Genomic DNA, 20,043 nt, shown 5'->3' with positions numbered 1-20,043 from the left:
GCGACGTATTAGTACAATTACTCACTATATTTTTATATCTTGTTCTCCCCCATAAACTTTAATAAAATAATAACTTTACATCAAGAAATGAAGCAGAATTTAATGCAATAGTCTAAGCGAAAACTAAACTTAATCAGCAATAATTTCAGAGATCTATAGCTAAATTTAAACATGTTCTACGAGATGAAAACCACCCTTCACACTGATAGCTCCACTTTATAACCCACTAAATATTGCATAACATCCCCCCTAATTTACGACATCGCAAAAATTAGAATTTACTCTTTAGAATAAACATGAAACCACAATCCGATATTTTACTCTTTCATCTTTTACATGAGCCAATGGGGCTCTTACTTTAAGTAAAATTCTAGTAAAAAGTCTATTATTTACTAAAACATAAAATCGTACTTGTGTAAGAATTCAAGTGGTTGATTTATTTTACAGCACAATTATAAAAATTTAAAACCAACTCTTTTAATCAGATTAATTTTTAAAGAAAAAACTAAATCAAACTAATTTAGTTGGTTTAATAAAATCTAAACAATACCATTCTAGTTGGTTTTATTTTTATTAATTCTAAGTGTTTTGATCAACTTTAAAATCAATAAAATTTAGTATATTTTTTAACAAAGTAAATTTTTAACTACTTGTTTAATATAAATTTAATAATATATTTTTATTTTAACTGTTTTATCTATTTATTTCTTGTTGCGTTTTGTTTAATAATATAAGCATATTTAAATAATAGGCTTAACGCATGAGCTTAAAACCTAACGATTTAAACCGTCGGCTTGTCAGAGAAATTGCAGTCATATTAATAATTAAGATTGCTCTTCTAATGACGATCAAACATATCTGGTTTGATGCTCCGACTATTCCTAAAGATTTTGATAACCAAGTTGCTGAGCGTATTGCTGGCAGTCCTTCCCAAATCAAGGAGACACGTTGATGATTTCTGAAAGCGTGGTCGATCTTTCGCGGTTCCAATTTGCAATGACCGCGATGTATCACTTTATATTTGTACCACTTACTCTAGGTCTGGCTTTTATTCTTGCCATTATGGAAACCACTTATGTGATTTCTGGTAAAGAAATTTATAAAGACATGACCAAATTCTGGGGCAAACTTTTTGGTATTAACTTTGCTTTAGGTGTAACCACTGGTCTGACGATGGAATTCCAGTTTGGTACAAACTGGGCGTACTACTCTCACTATGTGGGTGATATTTTTGGTGCGCCACTTGCCATTGAAGGATTGATGGCATTCTTTCTAGAATCAACTTTTATTGGTTTATTCTTCTTTGGCTGGGATCGCCTTTCAAAAGTTCAACATTTAAGTGTGACATGGCTAGTTGCGCTGGGTTCGAATTTATCCGCATTATGGATTTTAGTTGCCAATGGTTGGATGCAAAATCCTGTCGGTTCAGAATTTAATTTTGAAACCATGCGTATGGAACTTGTCGATTTTGGTGCTTTGATTTTTAACCCAGTTGCTCAAGTGAAATTTGTTCATACGGTGTCTGCAGGTTATGTGACTGGTGCAATCTTTGTTCTTGCCATTTCGAGTTATTACTTATTGAAAAAACGTGATTTACCATTTGCGCGTCGCTCTTTCGCCATCGCTGCAATCTTTGGTTTAGCATCTACACTTTCAGTAATCTTACTAGGTGACGAATCTGGTTATGAGCTTGGTGACGTTCAAAAAACTAAGTTGGCAGCAATTGAGTCTGAGTGGGAAACACATCCTGCGCCTGCGCCATTTACTTTATTTGGTATTCCAAATCAGGAAGAACAACGTACTGACTACGCTATAAAAATCCCGTATGCAATGGGTATTATTGCCACACGTTCACTCGATAAAGAAGTCACAGGTCTTAAAGATTTGATGGTTCAGCATGAGGCCCGTATCCGTAATGGTATGGTCGCATATAGCGAACTCGAAAAACTTCGTGCTGGTGACCGTTCGCCTGAACTTATGGCATCGTTCAAAGAAAACCAAAAAGATTTAGGTTATGGCTTACTTCTCAAAAAGTATACTGAAAATGTAACGGATGCTTCTGAAGCACATATTCAAGCAGCAACAAAAGATACGATTCCAAATGTAACCGCATTGTTCTTCTCTTTCCGTGCAATGGTCGCTTCTGGTTTCTTGATGCTACTCCTGTTTATTCTTGCAACATTTGCTGTGGCAAAACGTAATGCAGAAAATAAACCGTGGTTACTTAAATTTGCATTGTTTGCACTGCCATTACCTTGGATTGCAGCACAAACAGGTTGGTATGTGGCTGAAGGTGGTCGTCAACCATGGACCATTGGTGAAGTGTTGCCTACACATCTGTCTGCATCAAGTTTAAGCACTGGCGATGTATGGGGATCAATCATTGCATTAGCCGCGTTCTATACGGTGTTATTGATTATTGAAATGTATTTAATGATCAAATTCTCACGTTTAGGACCAAGTTCTTTACATACAGGCAAATATCACTTCGAGAAACTTGAAGCTCAGCAAGCTCAAACTGGGGAGAATCAATCATGATCGAATATGAACTTCTCAAAATTATCTGGTGGGTTTTAGTCGGTGTTCTACTGATTGGCTTTGCCCTGACAGATGGTTTCGATATGGGCTCAATGGCACTCATGCCATTTGTAGGTAAAACTGATGATGAACGCCGTGCAGCAATCAATACCATTGCACCGCATTGGGAAGGCAACCAAGTTTGGTTCGTGACTGCGGGTGGTGCACTATTTGCTGCTTGGCCTATGGTTTATGCAACGGCCTTCTCAGGTATGTACTGGGCGCTCTTGCTGGTCTTATTTGCACTCTTCCTTAGACCTGTTGGCTTTGACTATCGCTCTAAACTTCAAAATACTCAATGGCGTAATTCTTGGGATTGGGGCTTATGTATCGGTGGAGCTGTACCTGCGCTGGTTTTCGGTGTTGCATTTGGTAATATGTTCTTAGGCGTACCGTTTACTTTAGATGAGACTGTACGTTCAACTTATACAGGTAGCTTCTTTGCCCTACTCAATCCATTTGCCTTGGTTTGCGGTATAGTAAGCTTGTCGATGCTGTGTGCACATGGTGGCGCATGGTTAATGCTGCGTACAGATGGTGTATTACGTCAACGTTCTGCTAAAGCCACACAATTGATGGGCATTCTCTTCTTAGTTACCTTCTTGGGCGTTGGTGCTTGGTTATATTTTGGTGGCATCGAAGGATATACTTTGGTACAACCATTTAATACCAATGCTGTTGCTAATCCGCTTGCGAAAGAAGTATTAACAACGGGTAACCATGGTTGGATGAATAACTATTCAATTTACCCGATCACCATGCTTGCACCTATTTCTGCAATCCTTGGTGCAATCCTGATTATCTTTGGTGCTGGTAAAAACAAAGCTGGCGTGAGCTTTACAGGTTCTACCTTAGCAGTGACTGGTTCAATTTTAACTGCTGGTTTTGCACTATTCCCATTCTTAATGCCATCGAGTATCAACCCAACTGTAAGTTTAACCATGTGGGATGCGGTTTCGAGTAAGAATACATTAACAGTAATGACTGTGGTTGCTTCTATATTTGTGCCAATTATTTTAATCTATACCACATGGTGTTATTACAAGATGTGGGGCGTTATCACCAACAAACATGTTCAAGATAACTCACACAGCCTGTACTAAGGCTGTGTCTAAGCAAATAGGAGAATATTTATGTGGTATTTCGCTTGGATTCTTGGGATCTTGATGGCGTGTTTTGCAGGTGTGTTAAGCGCACTCTATATTGAACATCATCAAGATTTGGATGAGGAATAAACCATGACAGAGATCGCAATGACAACAAAAGAAAGAAAGCCGAATAAGTTTGCAATGGCCATTTCGTTTTTGATGGCATTGCCTCTTGCTGCGGTATTATTGATTCACCCTGGCGCAATGCTTGATGCCAATGGTCATTATAACCATAGTGCGCTCATGATGGTGATGATTGGTATTTCAGGTGGCTTTATACATGGGGTAGGATTTCTACCACAGTTTTGGTTATGGAAATGGTTATTTAGCCCCTATGTTGCATGGCCACTCATGCTATGGGGCTATTACACTTGGTTCTTGAGCTAAATCCAAAATTTGAAACAATAAAACCCTGATTTATTTAGGGTTTTATTTTAATTAGATGAAACGCTACTTTTAACACTCTTTCTCATTTCGATTAAATGCAAATCTACAATAGGTAGGCCTACATTTGCAGTTAAAGGATAATCCGCCACTTCACCCGTTTGAACATAGCCACGGCGCTGATAATAAGCAATCAATTCATAACGTACACTTAAAACCCACATAACGAAATGCGTAAAATGGCAAGGGTTGGATAGAACTTTGTCATGCACATACCGTTCAGCAAAATCTAAAACGTATTTGCCAATACCTTGATTCTGTAATTGAGCTGCAATACAAAATGTGCCGATTTCCACATCATGCTGGGTAAAAGTCAGACCAATACATGCGACAATTTGCTCCTCCAATTCAGCAACAAATAACTGAAAATTATCCTGAGTCAATGCTTGTTCTAATTGCTTGGCATTGATACGATCACCCGCGACAATTTCTGATTCACTTGTCCAACTACGACCTTCTTGCTGCCGATAGGCAGAATTAATCAGATCAACTAAATGTGTAATGTCAGATATTCGTACTGTTCTAAAATTAAGCTGATATTTTATCAAGTTTTATTTCTGTCATATTAAAGCTGAGTAAAGTACTTTATAAAACGAAAATGGTAGCGAGAAAAGCCTTATTCTCACTCCATTCCGTCTTACCCATAAAATAATTTATAATCATCAAGATGATGAATATTATATCAATCAAACCATTTATGCTTTTGCACTATTTAATCATATCTGGTATGTCTATCATGTGGCGACATCAATGTCGCCCATTATCTGTGAAAATGCGGGGGTATTGCACGTCCCCCCCTCGCCAAACAAACGCAAAACAAAGTACAGTTTTGTTTGTAGCACAAGATTGGTATTTCCCTACAAAAGTGAGACATTGCCTACACAAAGATATTTAAATTTTCAAGAAAAGATGGGGAAGTGCAAACTCCACAGAACTATAAACTAACTTTTATAAAATTGTATTATTCAGTTAAATACAAAAAAAGACCATCGAAATGGTCTTTCACATGTACTCAAAATTATTGCTCAGCTAACCAAGTCATAAACTTCTGACGTTCCGCCTTACTTGCATTTTGCCAGATTTGAATCAATTGGCGATCTGCTGAATTGGCATCACTTAAGGCTTGAGTGGTCTTAGTAACTGTGGTTGCTGCTGGTGACTGGCTTGTCGTTGTTGCATATACAGCCGCTGGTTGATTTACTGGCGCTTTCTTACTTGAAGTTAAATCAATCACTTTGCCAAATAACCCAGAACCTAACCAAGGCTTCGCTTCAGTATTTACACCAGTCTGTTGTACCACGAGGCGATTTTTATTGTCATAAATCGCAATCGTTGGTTGTTCTGAATACTTTTTTGCATCTTCAAAACGCTGAGGCGGATTCACTAAAGCAATTTTATAAGTTTGACCATCTTTTAAATCTGGCGCTGTCACTGTGACTACACCCGATTTTAAAATATCGTGTTCACCATTTAAATGTTCAAAATATTGCTGGTAACGAACACTTACTGCAACTTGACCTGCATCGACTTTATATTCATTCTTTTTACGGATTAAACCTGAATTCACTTCTTGATCGTTCACCGCCAATACTACAATTTCTTCTGGCGCAGATAAGGTGACTGCTGCAAAAACTGATCCGCTTAGCATTAAAGCTAATGCAGCAACGCCGTATTTAAATGCCATATTGCTCTACTCTTATGTCAAAAATATGTAAAATTTATTGCACTATGCAATGTCGTGATGACAGTTTTATGACAATGGTGATTTGTTCTAATTTTTATAATGAAAAAATTTTCATTTTACTTATCACATAATTTCTCATTTACTGGAATAAAATCATTCATCTGCTTGTCCTGAAATCACATTTTAAAATTATTTCTTCTTATCTAAAACTAGATCCTTTGAATAGCACACATTCAGAATAAGCATAACTCTAAAAACAAATTAAAAGGATGTTCCCCATGAATAAGAAAATCATATCCTGATTTAAAGCAATAATAACGAGATATATCATTATTATTACAGCTGTTTGTCGTAGCTTATGCCACACAAACTATATATAGTAGCAACCGGTTACACCACTCAAGCTAACCCTGTACAACGCTCAAAAAATACCCGTAGAAAAATTGGCCACAGTTAGGCAATTAGCTATAAATACATATAGTCATCACTAATCAAAATAAAAAATAGTGCTAGCAACCAATGCCTTTATTTTGATGTATTACGATGCACTCAGTCATATAACCTAAAATTCTTCTGGTCAAATCTGAGTGTTTTTTAGTCAATAAGGTCCGTTCTACCTATGAATCAAACTCCTCATTGTCTAATGCTTTGACCCCTCTTTAAATGTCACCAATAGTCAAAACATCATTATTAGAAGGATGAATGTACCGACATTAAAGGCCACCATTGCCCAAGCCAATGATGAATGAATTTAATGGACAAGCCAATGTTATGGCAGATACTGGTGGACTCAGTATCATGCATCAACATTATGATGCGCACAATATCTGACTGGCTATAGACCTACCCTGACACAAGCGTTTCAATTACAAAAATTGCGGATGAAGAAACACTTCGATTAGGCATTTATTCATCAAAATTTAAAAAAATGGCTAAAAATACACCATCAGCTTTGGTATTCATGAACAAGAGAAAATCCTACAACCGATGTGGGATAAGTCATTAATACGCGATTTTGCTAAACTTAACGATTTTATAGTGTCACTCTGTTTAAAAAATTTAGGCTTACGTGGTGATATCCTTGTGGGCATCAATAAATTTAACTTAATGTTCACCCCTATCTCATTATTCCAGCACCACTCACCGCAACCAATCTGGCCAATGTGCAACATCGTATTGCGATTGTACCTAATGGTTTCAATGTACTGAATAAATGGAAACAAAAGATATTCTTTGTGTCATGGAATCCAACCATCAGTTGCATATTGGCAAGGGTAATGGCTTATAACAACCCTTAGGTGCACGATAAATCCTAAACCGCCACAATGCAAAACATTACACTTTTTTCAAAGCGACTACATTTTGAGCACAGTTCTTGCTTGTTTAATATCGTGTATATCGCACAATAAAAATACTCAACAAAAAATGAGGTGCAACATGATTTTTAAAGACCATATAGTTCGTGTTGAAAACATTAAAACGATGCAAATGCTGGATAAAGCTAAGTTAGATCATCAAGTTATTGCGATGTTTATGACTTGCGAAGGCATTCCTTTAAAAAGCAGTGAAGTGACTGCGCTTTTAAAGGAATATGAAATGCTAGGACAGCACAGAGTTCCAGCTAAAAAAGCCAAGGCATTGCTTCAAGCTAAAATGGAGCATTTTGAGGATTCTGAATTACCGTGTCCTGCTGCTTACTAAGGGCATATAACCATTAGGATTATTGTTTAAATCACCTTTTATCGGTAAATAGAATCAATAGATACGTTCTATTTACCGCATTTAAACCATATACAAGCTTCAGTTCTCCAAGGCCCCACATCGTTACTTTTGCAATGGGATTATAAATATTTGCTTTTCAAAATGATAATACAAGTCAGACTGCGCTATTTGTCCTGCAATAATTCTGAATGGTCAATATGTTTTGACGCAACGAAGCGACCAATATAACGGTTCTCAATCGGGTCATTTTGAATATTTTAAGTTCTTTGAGCAAGAAAATACCATAACAGCATTCTACATACGGACCAGAGGGAAAGATTAAAAAATGATCTCATTTAGAAACATCTAAACTTGCACTCAACTGGATTGAATCGTTGAGATTTAGTTTTTTGAATATCATTGAATAACAATACAATGGCTTCAATCATGATCGAATATGTATATTTTATAAAACATTCAATTTAAGCAATCAGCTTTCATCTATATAGATGTGTATAATGAAAAGTCCTTAATAATTTATACATTTATCTCTATGCTTCAAATTCTGCAAAAACAGCTGGATGAAAGTACATTTTGCCCGCTTTGTCAGGCAAGTATGTATTATGTTGAAGCTGAAGAATTTGAGAAAGAAGTCAGTTTTCACCAATGTAGCCATTGCAATCATCAAGTTTTTCAAAACAATCAACGTAACTGTCATTGTGAAACATGTCAAAGTAAACGGCGTAAACTGATTAAAGAAACTCGCTTGCAAGAAACCCGTAAGCTAAAGAAAAAAGATAACTTTGAATTAGGTTTAGACCAGCTCAGTTTTTTACATAAATTATTTTTACTGAGTATTTTAGACAATCAGGTGCATGAAAATACCAACCATCAAGAGTTTATTGATTGGGAAGTAATTAAATATCATCCCATTACACCCAATTACTATTTTCAAAGTCAACTTCTCAATCAGCTGATTAAAGATAATGTTTTTGTCGCCAAAGATTTTAGCGATGATGCCCACCAATACTATATCAACGTTCGTTTGGATGGTTATTCTGAACCGAGTATGTTTAGTATTGCAACACAACTACGCCATTGGTTCTATGAGAATCTAAGCCAAGGTATCCCATTTAAAACATCCGATGAAGTGAAAAATGCACTCTATGTTGTGCTGTATCAAGAAATTGTACAGTTTACCCAACATTATTGCCGCACGTGGGGTATCCAGATTTCGGGTAATAAAAACTTCCAAATCTTCTGTTATCACCTACTCGACACATTGGCCGTTGGGCAAATTTTCTATCTTATTCAAACTGCGCTTGAATATTTATATCAAAAAAAGGCGCTACAAGTTCGTAACGAAAACTTTATAAATACCAATATTCTCAAAAAAACAGTACAACAATATAGAGAACGTGCAATTGCAGAAAAATGGGAAACCTCAACCCTGCCACGCCCACCGAATATTCCATTGAGTAGAATGAGTGAAATACTGTTTTATCGGTTTTTAGGCTACGATGAAGGTATCTTCTTTCAACCTGTGTGGAAATCATGGAAAAAGATCGAACCCCGGTTAAATTTCTATTCACAAAAGCGCTGTATGTATTGTGGCTCAAACGAATTGACAGTTGAGTACGATGCACAAAATTATGTGACATTATTTTGTCGCAGTTGCAAACACCAAGACCACTACTTTACTCAGTAAGGAGCATCTATGAATCATCCTGAAAATATTACCCATTCTCAAACGGATCAACTTCATACGCGCACTGATGTCATTTTACAAAAAGTTGTGGATGCTTGGACTGAGTTGCAAACTCAACAGCCCTTAGTCCAGTGTATTACCAATAGTGTCGCAGCAAATTATGCTGCCAACGTCTTGTTAGCTGCAGGGGCTTCACCGGCAATGATTGATAACCCATTTGAGGCTGAAAGCTTTGCGTCTATTGCTGCAGCATTAAGTATCAATGTGGGAACGCCTACGTCTGAACAAATGCAGGCCATGCAGATTTCAGCACAAACTGTAACAAGTAAAAATATACCGTGGGTTCTCGACCCTGTTGGTTATGGTGCATTTCTCAAATGGCGCAGTGAAATGGTCGATCAATTGGTTTTGCTTAAACCGAGTATTATTCGTGGCAATGCTTCAGAGATCAGTACACTTGCCGGTAATCAGGTTGAATCCAAAGGTGTAGACAGTACTGTTTCGAGTAATGAAGTCTATTTGCAAGCTTTAGCACTTTTAACCCATACTGAATGTGTTGCAATTTCTGGTGAATCTGACTTTATTCTTTCTAAACAGCTCAATAGCGTGATTCAGGTTAATGGCGGAAGTTTTTTACAGCCTAAAGTTACGGCAACAGGTTGCGCTTTAGGCGCATTAATTGCAGCGTATAGTTCGGTCACAACAGTCACGATCGCAGCAGTCTCTGCACATATCCATTTTGCGATTGCAGGAAAATTAGCTTTTGAAAAAGCCCAATCTGTTGGGAGCTTTAATGTCGCATTTCTAGATGAAATACATCAAATGAGTGCGGATAAAATTTGGCAATATGCTGATATAAAAGTCTTAAGTCTTTAGAGTACAAATATAAACTTGCTTTTAATCATTAAAATTAAGCTTAAACCGATTATGAAACCACATATGTCATTACAAGAAGAAAAATTGTTTTGGGACGCAATAGACCAGTCGAACCACAACAAAGATGCTCACTGGTCTGACTATGATATTGACCAGCATTTACAAGATCTTGTGCAATATTTATCTCAGTTGGATAAACAACAACTGATTATTTTTGAAAAAACACTTCAGCTCAAACTCTCACAACTCTATAGCGCTGAAATCGCAGAACTCTCGACAATTCTAGAATCTGAATTTACGGAAAAAGATGGTATTTTCAATTTCGATGCTTATCTATCAGATGATGGTTTTATTTATTTTAGATGTTGGTTAATCCTCAAAGGCAAGGATTTCTTTGATGACATACAAGAAGATATTCAAAACTTTGTTAGCAGAAAATATAGTTTTGATATAGGCGACACTTGGGCTGAGGGTCTACTCTATGTTGCTGATGAAGCATATAGCGTTCATTATGAAAATGAAGAAGAGTCTGAGATTCGTGATGCAGTATATTTACAACATCCAGAACATCACTATGATTTTGCAGCAGGCAAGATTGAAAGAGATTTACTCAATGGTGTTGAGTTACAAGCATGATATCCAAAACTGGTTAAAGCAATATGCGAACTTAGAAATAAATAAGTAAAAGATTGGGGCTTATCTTCTAAGCCCCAATCTGATTATTTTTGCACGAAAACTTTTTTATAAATTTCTCGTGGCATTTCAGCAAACTCTACACAGAGCTGAATTTCTAAACCCTGTGCAGAATAATCTTCAAATGACTGTAAAAATTGCGATAAATTTTCAGTCATTAAATCTTTTTGTGGTTCAGTACGACCACTTAGACCTTGTAAACGTACAAAAATAAATGCCTGCTTACTCTGCTCGCCACTTTCATCCCCAAAGCCAATCAAATAATCCGAAACTGATTGAATACGGGATTTAATATCATGTGCTTGCCCCACTAACCCTGTATCGAACAGTGCATGATTTAAGCCCAACATCAATTTCTTTTTATCTAAATTTTGAATATTGTCAGAATAATCAATAAACATTTGTGGCATGGTATTAACCGTTTGAAAGCACTAGATATTGATAACAATTATAGCATTAACATATAAAAAAACTGTAAAATTAACGCTAAATTAACATTTTAGCGCTTAGATTTATGAGAACGGTAAAAGAAAAAGCAAGTCGTAGAGGTGTTATTTTTTTTAGCTTACTTTTAGCTCTACAAATTTACTTCCAAATACTAAATTTTCTAAATGATAGGGAATTCTAGATAAATCAAACACTAATCTATATTTCGTTGATTTTAATCTGTAAATATTACTTTAAGTTTGAATCTTTTTTAAAAGCTAGACATTGGGCTTAAGTTAGCATCTTAATTATTTCAAACATTTTTTACACTACATTGATTATATTTTTCAGCTGTATCAATATTCCACAAGCTAAAACCATTCTCACTTGCTGATTTTAGTTTTAGCATTTGTGGCATATATCCCATAAATGAATCTTAGCTAATTCATATTACGAAGTACTTGGATAATTAAGATTATACCGATTTTAGAGACTCTACATAAATATAGAGTCTCGTTAATTTAAATTCTGGCATGTGTACCATACTTATCGATCATAATTGAACTCGCTTCATTTAAACCACGTACTGTGACGTTGATTCCATTCTTACGAAATTTGCTTACAACAGAATCCAACATCGCAACAGATGTGACATCCCAAATATGGGAGTGAGTCAAATCGATAATGACATTTGAAATTTTCTCATTGAAGTCAAAGCTTTGCATAAATTTTTCAGAAGAGCTAAAGAAAATCTGACCGCTTAAATCATATAAACGTGCTGATTCTTCAAAAGCAGACTTCACCTGAATATCATTTTCTAATTTAATGGCAAGAAATAGCGCTGAAAGCAAAACGCCACTGAGTACACCTAATGCGAGGTTATGAGTAGCCACGACCACTATGACAGTCATGATCATCACAACATTACTACTTTTAGGATTTGCTTTAAAGCTAGTTAGAGAACGCCATTCAAAGGTACTAATAGAGACCATAATCATTACAGCAACCAATGCAGCCATTGGAATCACTTTGAGCCAGTCACTAATAAACACAACAAGAATAAGAAGAAAAATACCTGCTGAGAATGTTGATAGGCGAGTTAAACCGCCAGATTTCACATTAATCATAGATTGACCGATCATTGCGCAACCCGCCATTCCGCCCATAAAACCAGATGCAATATTGGCGATTCCTTGCCCTTTGCATTCCTGATATTTATCACTTGGTGTATCCGTCATTTCATCCACGATCGTCGCTGTCATCATAGATTCAAGTAAACCAACTGCCGCTAATGCGAATGAATACGGCAAGATAATCTTCAATGTTTCAACATTCAAAGGGATGTCTGGAAGTAAAAATATTGGAAGCGTATCAGGCAAAGCCCCCATATCCCCAACTGTTCGCACATCAAATCCAAGACTCATTGCCAATATCGTAATTGCAATAATACACACAAGCGGTGAAGGCAGTATTTTTCCTAATTTTGGAATGAGCGGAAATAAATAAATGATTACCAAACCTAATGCAACCAAAGCATAAACATGCCACGTCACATTCACAAATTCAGGCAACTGAGCCATAAAAATTAAGATAGCTAAAGCATTCACAAAGCCAATCACTACAGATTTAGAAACAAACCGCATTAACTTCGCTAACTTCAAATAGCCTGCAAATATTTGAATCACACCCGTTAAAATTGTTGCAGCAAGTAAATATTCAAGGCCATGCTCTTTTACTAAAGTGACCATAAGCAATGCCATAGCGCCTGTTGCTGCCGAAATCATTGCTGGACGTCCCCCAACAAACGAAATCACGACGGCGATACAAAATGATGCATATAAACCCACTTTTGGATCTACACCAGCAATAATTGAAAAAGCAATAGCTTCGGGGATGAGTGCAAGCCCCACAACAAGTCCAGCAAGCACATCCCCACGGATGTTAGAGAACCATTGTTCTCGGATATTAGATAACATAAATAGCGCCTATTTTTTTGATTTTTTGATAGGCTAGTGATGTGATATACGACACACAAACGACTACACCACATCACTAGACAGTGATGAGTTATTTACAAATTAGAAGAGGTAAATAAACTTAAGGTGGCGTAAGTGTCATAAAAAAGCACTGGTTTTGAAGGAAGTTAAAGTGCGAGTATAGCATCCAAATTTACTACACAGCTATACGATGCTGAAATTCACTTTAATTTTAGAATAAGAATAACCATGAGATGACACATTTCTGGACTAGGGCGCTTTATGGTTCTTTATCTCATTCAAAGCACGACATCTATTGTATTCTATTGATAGACCTTAACAAAATCATCAATAAACATCTGTGTTAATGCATTCTTTTTCACTTAAAACGATTGAATCATAAGATCTGAGAAGCAACAGTAGCATTGATCACCAATTCTAGATTTTCAAAATCATCAAATTGCTCAAACTCAAAATCGATCTTGATTTTCGCAATCACTTTTAGATAACCGTCACGACTTTCAATAAATGCCAATTGGTATAAATCGACAGGATTATGGATACTTTTAATGGTAAAACACCCATTAAATGCTTCAGATTCATTTTCATCAAAAACCAACGTCAACCCAAGCAAATCTTTTAAAAATGGAGATGGTAGCTCCAACCCTTCAAAAGAAATATTTGAATCTATCAATTCATGCGCATAATAAAATGGGCACAACTGAAAGCTGAGATTATAACTATTAGAATATTTGCATTTAGACAAAATAGCTAAACGTGGACTTAATAACTTTTTCTCAAATTTAGCCATTAATTCATCACTAAAAACATCTATCACTCAACAAATAACAATGCCAAACGTACCTGATCATAGCCCATTTTGGGACTGGTTAAATCAACGATTGGACGCAATTTAATCGCACCATCATCATTAAAATGACTTGGATCTTGACGTTTCTTCAATTTTTTATAGATCACACGAATTTTTTCTACAACTTCTTCACCAGGATTTGCAATCGAGATATCTAAACCTTGCTCTCGATGTAAACGAGCCAAATGATTGATAATCGTCGCAGGAGTTAATCCACGTTCAACCGCAATATCCTGAATCTCATACCCACTCTCGAACAATTCACGTGTTTCATCAAGTGTTGCCGAGGCATAATTGGTTTTACCACTATTACGCGCCAGCTTCTTCTCATTACGTTCAATCTCAGTGGTATTTAAAGTCCCGCCACAATGACGAATAAAAGCATTGTGCTGTGAAGTTAAATCTGAATCTGCATAATGCACTTCGGCTTCATTAGATAACTCTTGAAAACGGCGATCTGCTTTAATTGCAAGACTATCCAGTTCCAATGCCTGATCATTAAAACCTAACAATCTTAAACCCTGAATCGATTTAAGCCGTGATAAAGCCACATAACCCTGACCTTTTTCAAAAGTATGGCTTAAGTTGATTTCCGCAGCTTCCAAGGTCATCCCTTGTGATTTATGAATAGTAATCGCCCAAGCTAATCGTAATGGTACTTGTTGTAGACTGGCGATGGTTTTACCACCTTCATTGTCAACAGACCATGTTTCTGGCGCAACCAATAAGGTTGTACCATCGGTCATTTTGACTTTAGGCAACATTCCCAGTTCATCGTCCTCTTCAAAACCAATAACTTCACCTAAACTACCGTTGATATAACCCATATCGAAGTTATTTTTAACGAACATGACTTTGGCATGTTTTTTAAGCGTCAACTCGTCAGGCGCACGTACAGAAGATTTCAATGTTTCGATCAGCTTTTCGTTACCATCTGTCACCGCTACAAATTGATGATCATCCCCTTCAATCGCATTGAGATGCTGAAAGTTGATGCTATCCACATCCATATTGTGGGTATACAAACGCGTGTAGGTATCACCAATGTCTTGATTACGGGTATCTTGTAGCGCTTGAATATGCTGTGGCTGAATATTCTGGGCACGAATCGCATTGAGTACGTCATTCAATGCCGAATCATCTTGACGATGCTGCTCTGTCAGGTAGCAAACACGAAATTTTGCTTCAACCCAAGCGGTTGACATAAAACAAAATTTATCTCGATTTAGTTCGCTGTTTTTACCTACAGGTGGCAACTGGAAAAAATCTCCGGCTGCAATCACTTGAATTCCACCGAAAGCATCATCAGATTCTTTAAAATATTTTAAAACTTGATTGACTAAATTTAGCTGTTTGGCATGTAACATTGAAATTTCATCAATGATCAAGACTTGGGCATTTTCTAAATGCTCTTTTAAGTATTTACGCTCTTTCATACGCTTCAAATCATCATCAGTCAGCGTATCTTTGATCCCAATACCTGCCCAAGTATGAATCGTCATACCATTCATATGTGTTGCTGCAATCCCCGTAGATGCTGTAATTGCAACAGGGACTTTGCGTGCTTTTAAATAATTGATGTACTGATTAAGCGTATAGGTTTTTCCTGCACCAGCAGATCCAGTCAAAAAGACATTTTCACCCGCTTTCATAAGTTTGAGTGCAGTTTCTTGTTTCATAACAGCCTTGAATTACCTAAACAGGATGGGACGGCTATAGCCTAACGATTTTTGTATAAAAAGTTAAGCCAAATGCATCACGAAAAGTGAATTAAAGCCAAGCAGCCCACTTAAAAATGATCTGCGTCAAACTATAAGTTTCCCAATTCTTCATTGGGTTGAATACTGCTTTTCCATTTTAAATGCTGATTTACATCATCAATAAAAGCTTGAGCTTTCAATATATAGAACTCATCAGGAATAAGATTATTGGGTAAACGCAATTGATCAAAGACCAAACGTCCTAATTTGTAATAACAACCCAAAGTCATTTCCTGCGTCACATCATCAACTTTCGATACATGAAATGCTACATATTCTCGATCTACAATCCGCGCACAATAGGACAATGCCAAACAGTGTTTAAACACCAACGACTCTTGAATAATTCGTTTTAGGCTATTCAGTTCCTCATAGCACCACTCATCAAAATAAATCTTTTGCATTGGTGCAACGCGATCCCAATGATCTACATCTATTTTTTCTTTAAGTGTCGATAAGGTATCAACAAAATAATGATGTTGATGCCAACGCTGTGCTTGCTGATATAAACCAGACCAAGTGACATTTCGCTCTATATCGTGATGATCATTAAATAAATGCATCACATAGTCCAAAACAAAGCTGTCGTATATACTCGGGTTAGATGCACGACCGATCTGCATGTGTTTCAGTTTTTTACGAAAATCATCGACTGTTATATTTTGCTTTTGCAACTGAATAAAGAATTCAGCATGTTGTTGTCGTTGCGGATCAATAAATTTAATCAGTTGTTTGGGCAAGCCCTGAGCAATGTGTTGTACAAACAGCATAAATGCTTGAATGATTCGATTTATCTTAAGGTATATTTTTTTATACATCTGCGGTTGATCTGCCAACATCAACGCAGCAAAATCCAACCATTCTTCGATATACAAATAAGAATGAGAAATCGTTTTCTTATTCGATTTATTTTCAATCTCTGTTTTTAAAAAACTATAACGATTGTTCTTTGGGTTGTTTTGCCATTCATTTGTAATTGCAAAGGAATGGCATTCAATTAAAAATAGCCGTGCTGCAATATTTTTAAAATACTTTAAAACACTTACAGTGACTTCAGGATAAATCTTTGAAGTATCAATCAAACTTAATGCTGTGATTGTGATCCGGACATTGGGGTCCTTTATATGTCGACTAATCCAATCATTGACCTGTTCATCTTGTTTAAATAGCCAATTTGCAGTGCGCTTAAGACTACAAATTGGAATTTGTGGAATTTGATCCTGTTCCCAATATTCAGCATCTTTTTGTAAAAAGTGCTGCTTGCTCAATAAATCCTGATATTGCCAAAAACCGCGTTTCATATATTTTGCATAAGCAAGCATTTGCGGTTGTTGTTGAGCATGTACCGCCAGCAATTGATAACTTGCAAAATACTGGCTGAGTTCTTTTAAGCGTAATGATTCTGGGTGAAAAATCTTTAAAATACGCAAATAATGCGCTGGAATAAACTGATCTAAAGAAAAAATGGCCTGTTGAAATTTGGGTACCAATGACTGAATCGGTAAAAACTCTTGACCCAATACAGAATTAATCAGCACTAAATGCTTAATGTTAATTTCAACACTTAAAGGAATCGCTTTACCATATTTGGCAAAATCAGAAACATAGGCATAATCAAAATATTCATAGTGCAGCAAAATTTGATCAATACGCTCTGCATCTGCTTCACTAATATTATATAAATACTGCTCTACCCGATTTTCACCATCCACCCACTCAAAAACCTGCTCAATCAGCGTTTGGCGGATGATTTGGGCTTTGGTCTTTAAATCAGTTGGATGTATCTCATGATATTTTGTTGTATAAAAATAAATATTTTCTGAGAAATATTGAACAAAACGATTGATATTAATTTTATTTTCTAAACAACGCGGTAACTTTTCAAAATTTAAATCAAAAATTAAACCCTTTTCTTCATCAAAGTAGATATTGAGTAACTGATTTGCCAGACTGAATTGATGCTGCTGTGGATCAAACTGGAAAAAGTTGTGCGCAGTAATCTCGGACAAATAGTCAAATTGATCAAGATAAATCTTATTTAAATTTGCTGAAACCTGAAGTAATTCTTGAGCAGCAAGCTGGTGTCTATCTGGCAGCTGCTCCTGAACTGTCTGCACCATATTTGCCTCAATCCATCTCTTACATATATTGAATTTATTAGGGTCTGTTGACACTTCTTCTATATTTGCGACAACGAGTTTTTTTAGACGATTCGAGGCACGAAATACGAAATTTAGTCAGCTAAATGAGTAGTTCGTAACGACGTAGCGACAAAAAAACTCTAGTCCCGAAGGGTTATGGTTAAAATTATCTCAGTCTGTGTTATGAAACTCGAAAATAGTCTCGCTATTCTCTTCGTTTCATGCCTTGCCTGCTCAATTTTAGCCTACAACGCAAGCCATTTATGAAATGTTAACAGACCCTATTGTAGGCGAACAATTTTACAAAACAAATTGAATTCCAATTATCTTTTGCAAAAGTTTGTTTAAACTGAGCTGTGATCGTGTAACGGGTTTTATCTTTATTGATTCTAATTTATCCATTCTTTATTAATTATTTAAAATCTATTTTAATTATATGTTATTTATTCAATTAAATTTTTATAAAAAAAGATCCCCTTAGTTTTCAAAAAAACTAAGGGGATCTCTAACGCAACACATTTGAAATTTTCACTAAAATTTAAAATAAATGCATTGCAGGCTTAATTAAGAATGTACAGGCTTTGCCCCCATACGCTCTTCAATCAAGTCATAACACCATTGGAAAATAAAGGTATACACCAAAATACAGGTGGTCATTCCAAAATCCAATAAAATTGCTTGCCACAAAGACATATCCATTGCGTAAGCAACCATTGGAATCGTGGCTAACATCAAACCACCCTCAAAACCAATGGCATGTAAAATACGTACACCAATGGTACGTTTAAGTTTTCTCTTACGTTCAAATTGTTCAAAGAAATGGTTAAACACCATATTCCAAACCACTGAAGTCACGGCCATCGCAACACCTAATACACCAGTAACTTCCATTGGCACTTCAAAAATAAAACTTAATGCAATCGCTATGATCACCAACAGGATGACTTCATAGCTTAATGCATGAATAACCCTTCTTTTGGAAATCATCATTTAAAACTACTCTTTTTTGATTCGATGGATGCATTATATTTTTATAATATTGATCAATCGAGTCAGGTTCTTTCAATTTCATTGAAAGGTCGTATGAATTGGAGTAAATTTAATGATTGAAGAATTAAACAGAATGGCGCCAAACGTATGAATATTAACCAAGAACAACTCACCATCTTTAAAACGGTGATGGAAACAGGTTCATTTTCAGCAGCAGCCCGACAGCTTGGCAAAGTCCCCTCCGCTGTCAGTATGTCTATCGCCAACTTGGAAATAGACTTAAATCTAAAACTCTTTAATCGTGTGGGACGTGAACCAATCCCTACGCCTCAAGCTCAACGCTTATATGAAAAAACTGAACAACTGCTAGTAGAAATGAATCAGTGGAAACAACAAGCGATTGCACTTAGCGAAGGCTTGGAATCCTCATTAAATATCGTGGTGGTTTCTGAATTACTGCATACAGACTGGGCTGAATACATTGCACTGTTGGGAGAGCATTTTCCAACTTTAGAAATTAATATCTTCTCAGCACCACAAGAAGATGCGCTGAAAATGCTGATGAATCAGACTGCACAACTGGCATTGATGTTTGAACGTGAAATACTTGAAAGCCGTGAGCAATTTGTCGAATTTAAAAAAGAAGCCTTGGTTCCTGTTTCAGCTATTCATCATCCATTATCAGCACATAAACAAGTTACTTTTGAACAAATCCTACAATCCAGACAAATTGTCGTGGCAAGTCGTGATCGAACCATTAAACCTGAACTGCTTTATTCTAAAAACTATTGGCGGACGGACAATCACCACTCAGCATGTGCTTTAATTTTAAAAGAACTGGGTTGGGGAGTACTTCCCTTAGAAATGTTTAATGAAAATCCTGAGCTTAAACATAAGTTAAAAATCTTGGATTTGCTCGATTTCACACCAAAATTTGAATATTTTGTCGACTTAGTCTGGAGTCGTGAGAGCAATTTAGGCTCAGCTGCTCGTTTTTTGATTAATCACATTCGAAATCAAAGAATTCATACAAAATAATAGGCCTTTC

The 20,043-nt window shown here is 36.3% G+C and carries 18 protein-coding genes; 10 read left to right on the top strand and 8 right to left on the bottom strand.

Annotation, left to right across the window (positions count from 1 at the left end):
• Positions 1–760: 760 nt before the first annotated feature.
• The 5 genes from cydP to AC4CVF_RS06225 are packed head-to-tail and all read left to right on the top strand — an operon-like array spanning position 761 to position 4,112.
• Positions 761–952 carry a cytochrome oxidase putative small subunit CydP gene (gene cydP / locus AC4CVF_RS06245; RefSeq protein ID WP_004719678.1) on the top strand — a complete coding sequence of 64 codons (192 nt, stop codon included), beginning with the start codon at positions 761–763 and terminating at the stop codon, positions 950–952.
• The gene (locus AC4CVF_RS06240) at positions 952–2,538 is read left to right on the top strand and encodes a cytochrome ubiquinol oxidase subunit I (protein ID WP_004719676.1); all 1,587 of its coding nucleotides are present in this window, start codon (positions 952–954) and stop codon (positions 2,536–2,538) included. The genes cydP and AC4CVF_RS06240 overlap by 1 nt, the downstream gene beginning before the upstream one ends.
• Positions 2,535–3,680 carry a cytochrome d ubiquinol oxidase subunit II gene (gene cydB, locus AC4CVF_RS06235; protein WP_004719675.1) on the top strand — a complete coding sequence of 382 codons (1,146 nt, stop codon included), beginning with the start codon at positions 2,535–2,537 and terminating at the stop codon, positions 3,678–3,680. The genes AC4CVF_RS06240 and cydB overlap by 4 nt, the downstream gene beginning before the upstream one ends.
• Positions 3,681–3,710: 30 nt before the next feature.
• Positions 3,711–3,812, top strand: coding sequence for a cytochrome bd-I oxidase subunit CydX (gene cydX / locus AC4CVF_RS06230; protein WP_002120988.1), 102 nt, complete (start codon positions 3,711–3,713; stop codon positions 3,810–3,812).
• Positions 3,813–3,815: 3 nt separating this feature from the next.
• Complete coding sequence (locus AC4CVF_RS06225) at positions 3,816–4,112, top strand: cyd operon YbgE family protein (RefSeq protein WP_336950768.1); 297 nt, start codon at positions 3,816–3,818, stop codon at positions 4,110–4,112.
• Positions 4,113–4,159: 47 nt separating this feature from the next.
• Here the strand turns inward: AC4CVF_RS06225 and AC4CVF_RS06220 are convergent, their stop codons facing one another.
• Both AC4CVF_RS06220 and AC4CVF_RS06215 read right to left on the bottom strand, forming a co-directional pair.
• Complete coding sequence (locus tag AC4CVF_RS06220) at positions 4,160–4,717, bottom strand: GNAT family N-acetyltransferase (RefSeq protein WP_336950767.1); 558 nt, start codon at positions 4,715–4,717, stop codon at positions 4,160–4,162.
• Between the two features lie 470 nt (positions 4,718–5,187).
• A complete protein-coding gene (locus AC4CVF_RS06215; RefSeq protein ID WP_336950766.1) occupies positions 5,188–5,853 on the bottom strand; it encodes a YccT family protein in 666 nt (221 codons plus the stop codon).
• Positions 5,854–7,290: 1,437 nt separating this feature from the next.
• Between AC4CVF_RS06215 and AC4CVF_RS06210 the strand changes: the two genes are divergently transcribed.
• From AC4CVF_RS06210 to AC4CVF_RS06195, 4 genes are all read left to right on the top strand, one after another.
• On the top strand, positions 7,291–7,554 hold the full coding sequence (locus AC4CVF_RS06210; protein ID WP_336950765.1) for a hypothetical protein: 264 nt from the start codon (positions 7,291–7,293) through the stop codon (positions 7,552–7,554).
• A gap of 553 nt (positions 7,555–8,107) precedes the next feature.
• Positions 8,108–9,262 (top strand): hypothetical protein, encoded by a 1,155-nt coding sequence (locus tag AC4CVF_RS06205; protein WP_336950764.1) that lies wholly within the window; start codon positions 8,108–8,110, stop codon positions 9,260–9,262.
• A gap of 9 nt (positions 9,263–9,271) precedes the next feature.
• A complete protein-coding gene (gene thiM, locus AC4CVF_RS06200; protein ID WP_490789090.1) occupies positions 9,272–10,138 on the top strand; it encodes a hydroxyethylthiazole kinase in 867 nt (288 codons plus the stop codon).
• 63 nt (positions 10,139–10,201) lie between these two features.
• A complete protein-coding gene (locus AC4CVF_RS06195; protein WP_419820320.1) occupies positions 10,202–10,774 on the top strand; it encodes a DUF4240 domain-containing protein in 573 nt (190 codons plus the stop codon).
• An 83-nt stretch (positions 10,775–10,857) separates the two neighbouring features.
• Here AC4CVF_RS06195 and AC4CVF_RS06190 read toward each other — a convergent pair whose 3' ends face one another.
• From AC4CVF_RS06190 to aceI, 6 genes are all read right to left on the bottom strand, one after another.
• Positions 10,858–11,241: a 5-carboxymethyl-2-hydroxymuconate Delta-isomerase gene (locus AC4CVF_RS06190; RefSeq protein WP_336950761.1), complete on the bottom strand. Its 384-nt coding sequence runs from the start codon at positions 11,239–11,241 to the stop codon at positions 10,858–10,860.
• A gap of 537 nt (positions 11,242–11,778) precedes the next feature.
• The gene (locus AC4CVF_RS06185) at positions 11,779–13,233 is read right to left on the bottom strand and encodes a SulP family inorganic anion transporter (protein ID WP_336950760.1); all 1,455 of its coding nucleotides are present in this window, start codon (positions 13,231–13,233) and stop codon (positions 11,779–11,781) included.
• 397 nt (positions 13,234–13,630) lie between these two features.
• A complete protein-coding gene (locus AC4CVF_RS06180) occupies positions 13,631–14,044 on the bottom strand; it encodes a hypothetical protein (RefSeq protein ID WP_490789089.1) in 414 nt (137 codons plus the stop codon).
• A gap of 23 nt (positions 14,045–14,067) precedes the next feature.
• Positions 14,068–15,783 carry an AAA family ATPase gene (locus AC4CVF_RS06175; protein ID WP_336950759.1) on the bottom strand — a complete coding sequence of 572 codons (1,716 nt, stop codon included), beginning with the start codon at positions 15,781–15,783 and terminating at the stop codon, positions 14,068–14,070.
• A gap of 131 nt (positions 15,784–15,914) precedes the next feature.
• Entirely contained in the window at positions 15,915–17,984 is a 2,070-nt protein-coding gene (locus AC4CVF_RS06170; RefSeq protein ID WP_490789088.1) for a hypothetical protein, read from the bottom strand.
• 585 nt (positions 17,985–18,569) lie between these two features.
• Entirely contained in the window at positions 18,570–18,995 is a 426-nt protein-coding gene (aceI, locus tag AC4CVF_RS06165; RefSeq protein WP_004822192.1) for a chlorhexidine efflux PACE transporter AceI, read from the bottom strand.
• Positions 18,996–19,142: 147 nt separating this feature from the next.
• Between aceI and aceR the strand changes: the two genes are divergently transcribed.
• The gene (gene aceR / locus AC4CVF_RS06160; RefSeq protein WP_034618362.1) at positions 19,143–20,033 is read left to right on the top strand and encodes an HTH-type transcriptional regulator AceR; all 891 of its coding nucleotides are present in this window, start codon (positions 19,143–19,145) and stop codon (positions 20,031–20,033) included.
• Positions 20,034–20,043 lie beyond the last annotated feature (10 nt).

This window comes from Acinetobacter sp. LipI_19 (assembly GCF_058242925.1).
The sequence above is the reverse complement of the archived record's forward strand: the minus strand, read 5'-3'. Positions and strand labels throughout refer to the sequence as shown.

Bases quoted from the DNA above. Each gene is read 5' to 3' on its own strand.
- AC4CVF_RS06210 (WP_336950765.1), top strand. From the start codon at position 7,291: ATGATTTTTAAAGACCATATAGTTCGTGTTGAAAACATTAAAACGATG.
- cydX (WP_002120988.1), top strand. From the start codon at position 3,711: ATGTGGTATTTCGCTTGGATTCTTGGGATCTTGATGGCGTGTTTTGCA.
- AC4CVF_RS06225 (WP_336950768.1), top strand. From the start codon at position 3,816: ATGACAGAGATCGCAATGACAACAAAAGAAAGAAAGCCGAATAAGTTT.
- AC4CVF_RS06240 (WP_004719676.1), top strand. From the start codon at position 952: ATGATTTCTGAAAGCGTGGTCGATCTTTCGCGGTTCCAATTTGCAATG.
- AC4CVF_RS06180 (WP_490789089.1), bottom strand. From the start codon at position 14,044: ATGGCTAAATTTGAGAAAAAGTTATTAAGTCCACGTTTAGCTATTTTG.
- AC4CVF_RS06175 (WP_336950759.1), bottom strand. From the start codon at position 15,783: ATGAAACAAGAAACTGCACTCAAACTTATGAAAGCGGGTGAAAATGTC.
- AC4CVF_RS06170 (WP_490789088.1), bottom strand. From the start codon at position 17,984: ATGGTGCAGACAGTTCAGGAGCAGCTGCCAGATAGACACCAGCTTGCT.
- AC4CVF_RS06215 (WP_336950766.1), bottom strand. From the start codon at position 5,853: ATGGCATTTAAATACGGCGTTGCTGCATTAGCTTTAATGCTAAGCGGA.
- cydP (WP_004719678.1), top strand. From the start codon at position 761: ATGAGCTTAAAACCTAACGATTTAAACCGTCGGCTTGTCAGAGAAATT.
- AC4CVF_RS06205 (WP_336950764.1), top strand. From the start codon at position 8,108: ATGCTTCAAATTCTGCAAAAACAGCTGGATGAAAGTACATTTTGCCCG.
- AC4CVF_RS06190 (WP_336950761.1), bottom strand. From the start codon at position 11,241: ATGCCACAAATGTTTATTGATTATTCTGACAATATTCAAAATTTAGAT.
- AC4CVF_RS06185 (WP_336950760.1), bottom strand. From the start codon at position 13,233: ATGTTATCTAATATCCGAGAACAATGGTTCTCTAACATCCGTGGGGAT.
- AC4CVF_RS06195 (WP_419820320.1), top strand. From the start codon at position 10,202: ATGTCATTACAAGAAGAAAAATTGTTTTGGGACGCAATAGACCAGTCG.
- aceR (WP_034618362.1), top strand. From the start codon at position 19,143: ATGAATATTAACCAAGAACAACTCACCATCTTTAAAACGGTGATGGAA.
- thiM (WP_490789090.1), top strand. From the start codon at position 9,272: ATGAATCATCCTGAAAATATTACCCATTCTCAAACGGATCAACTTCAT.
- aceI (WP_004822192.1), bottom strand. From the start codon at position 18,995: ATGATGATTTCCAAAAGAAGGGTTATTCATGCATTAAGCTATGAAGTC.
- cydB (WP_004719675.1), top strand. From the start codon at position 2,535: ATGATCGAATATGAACTTCTCAAAATTATCTGGTGGGTTTTAGTCGGT.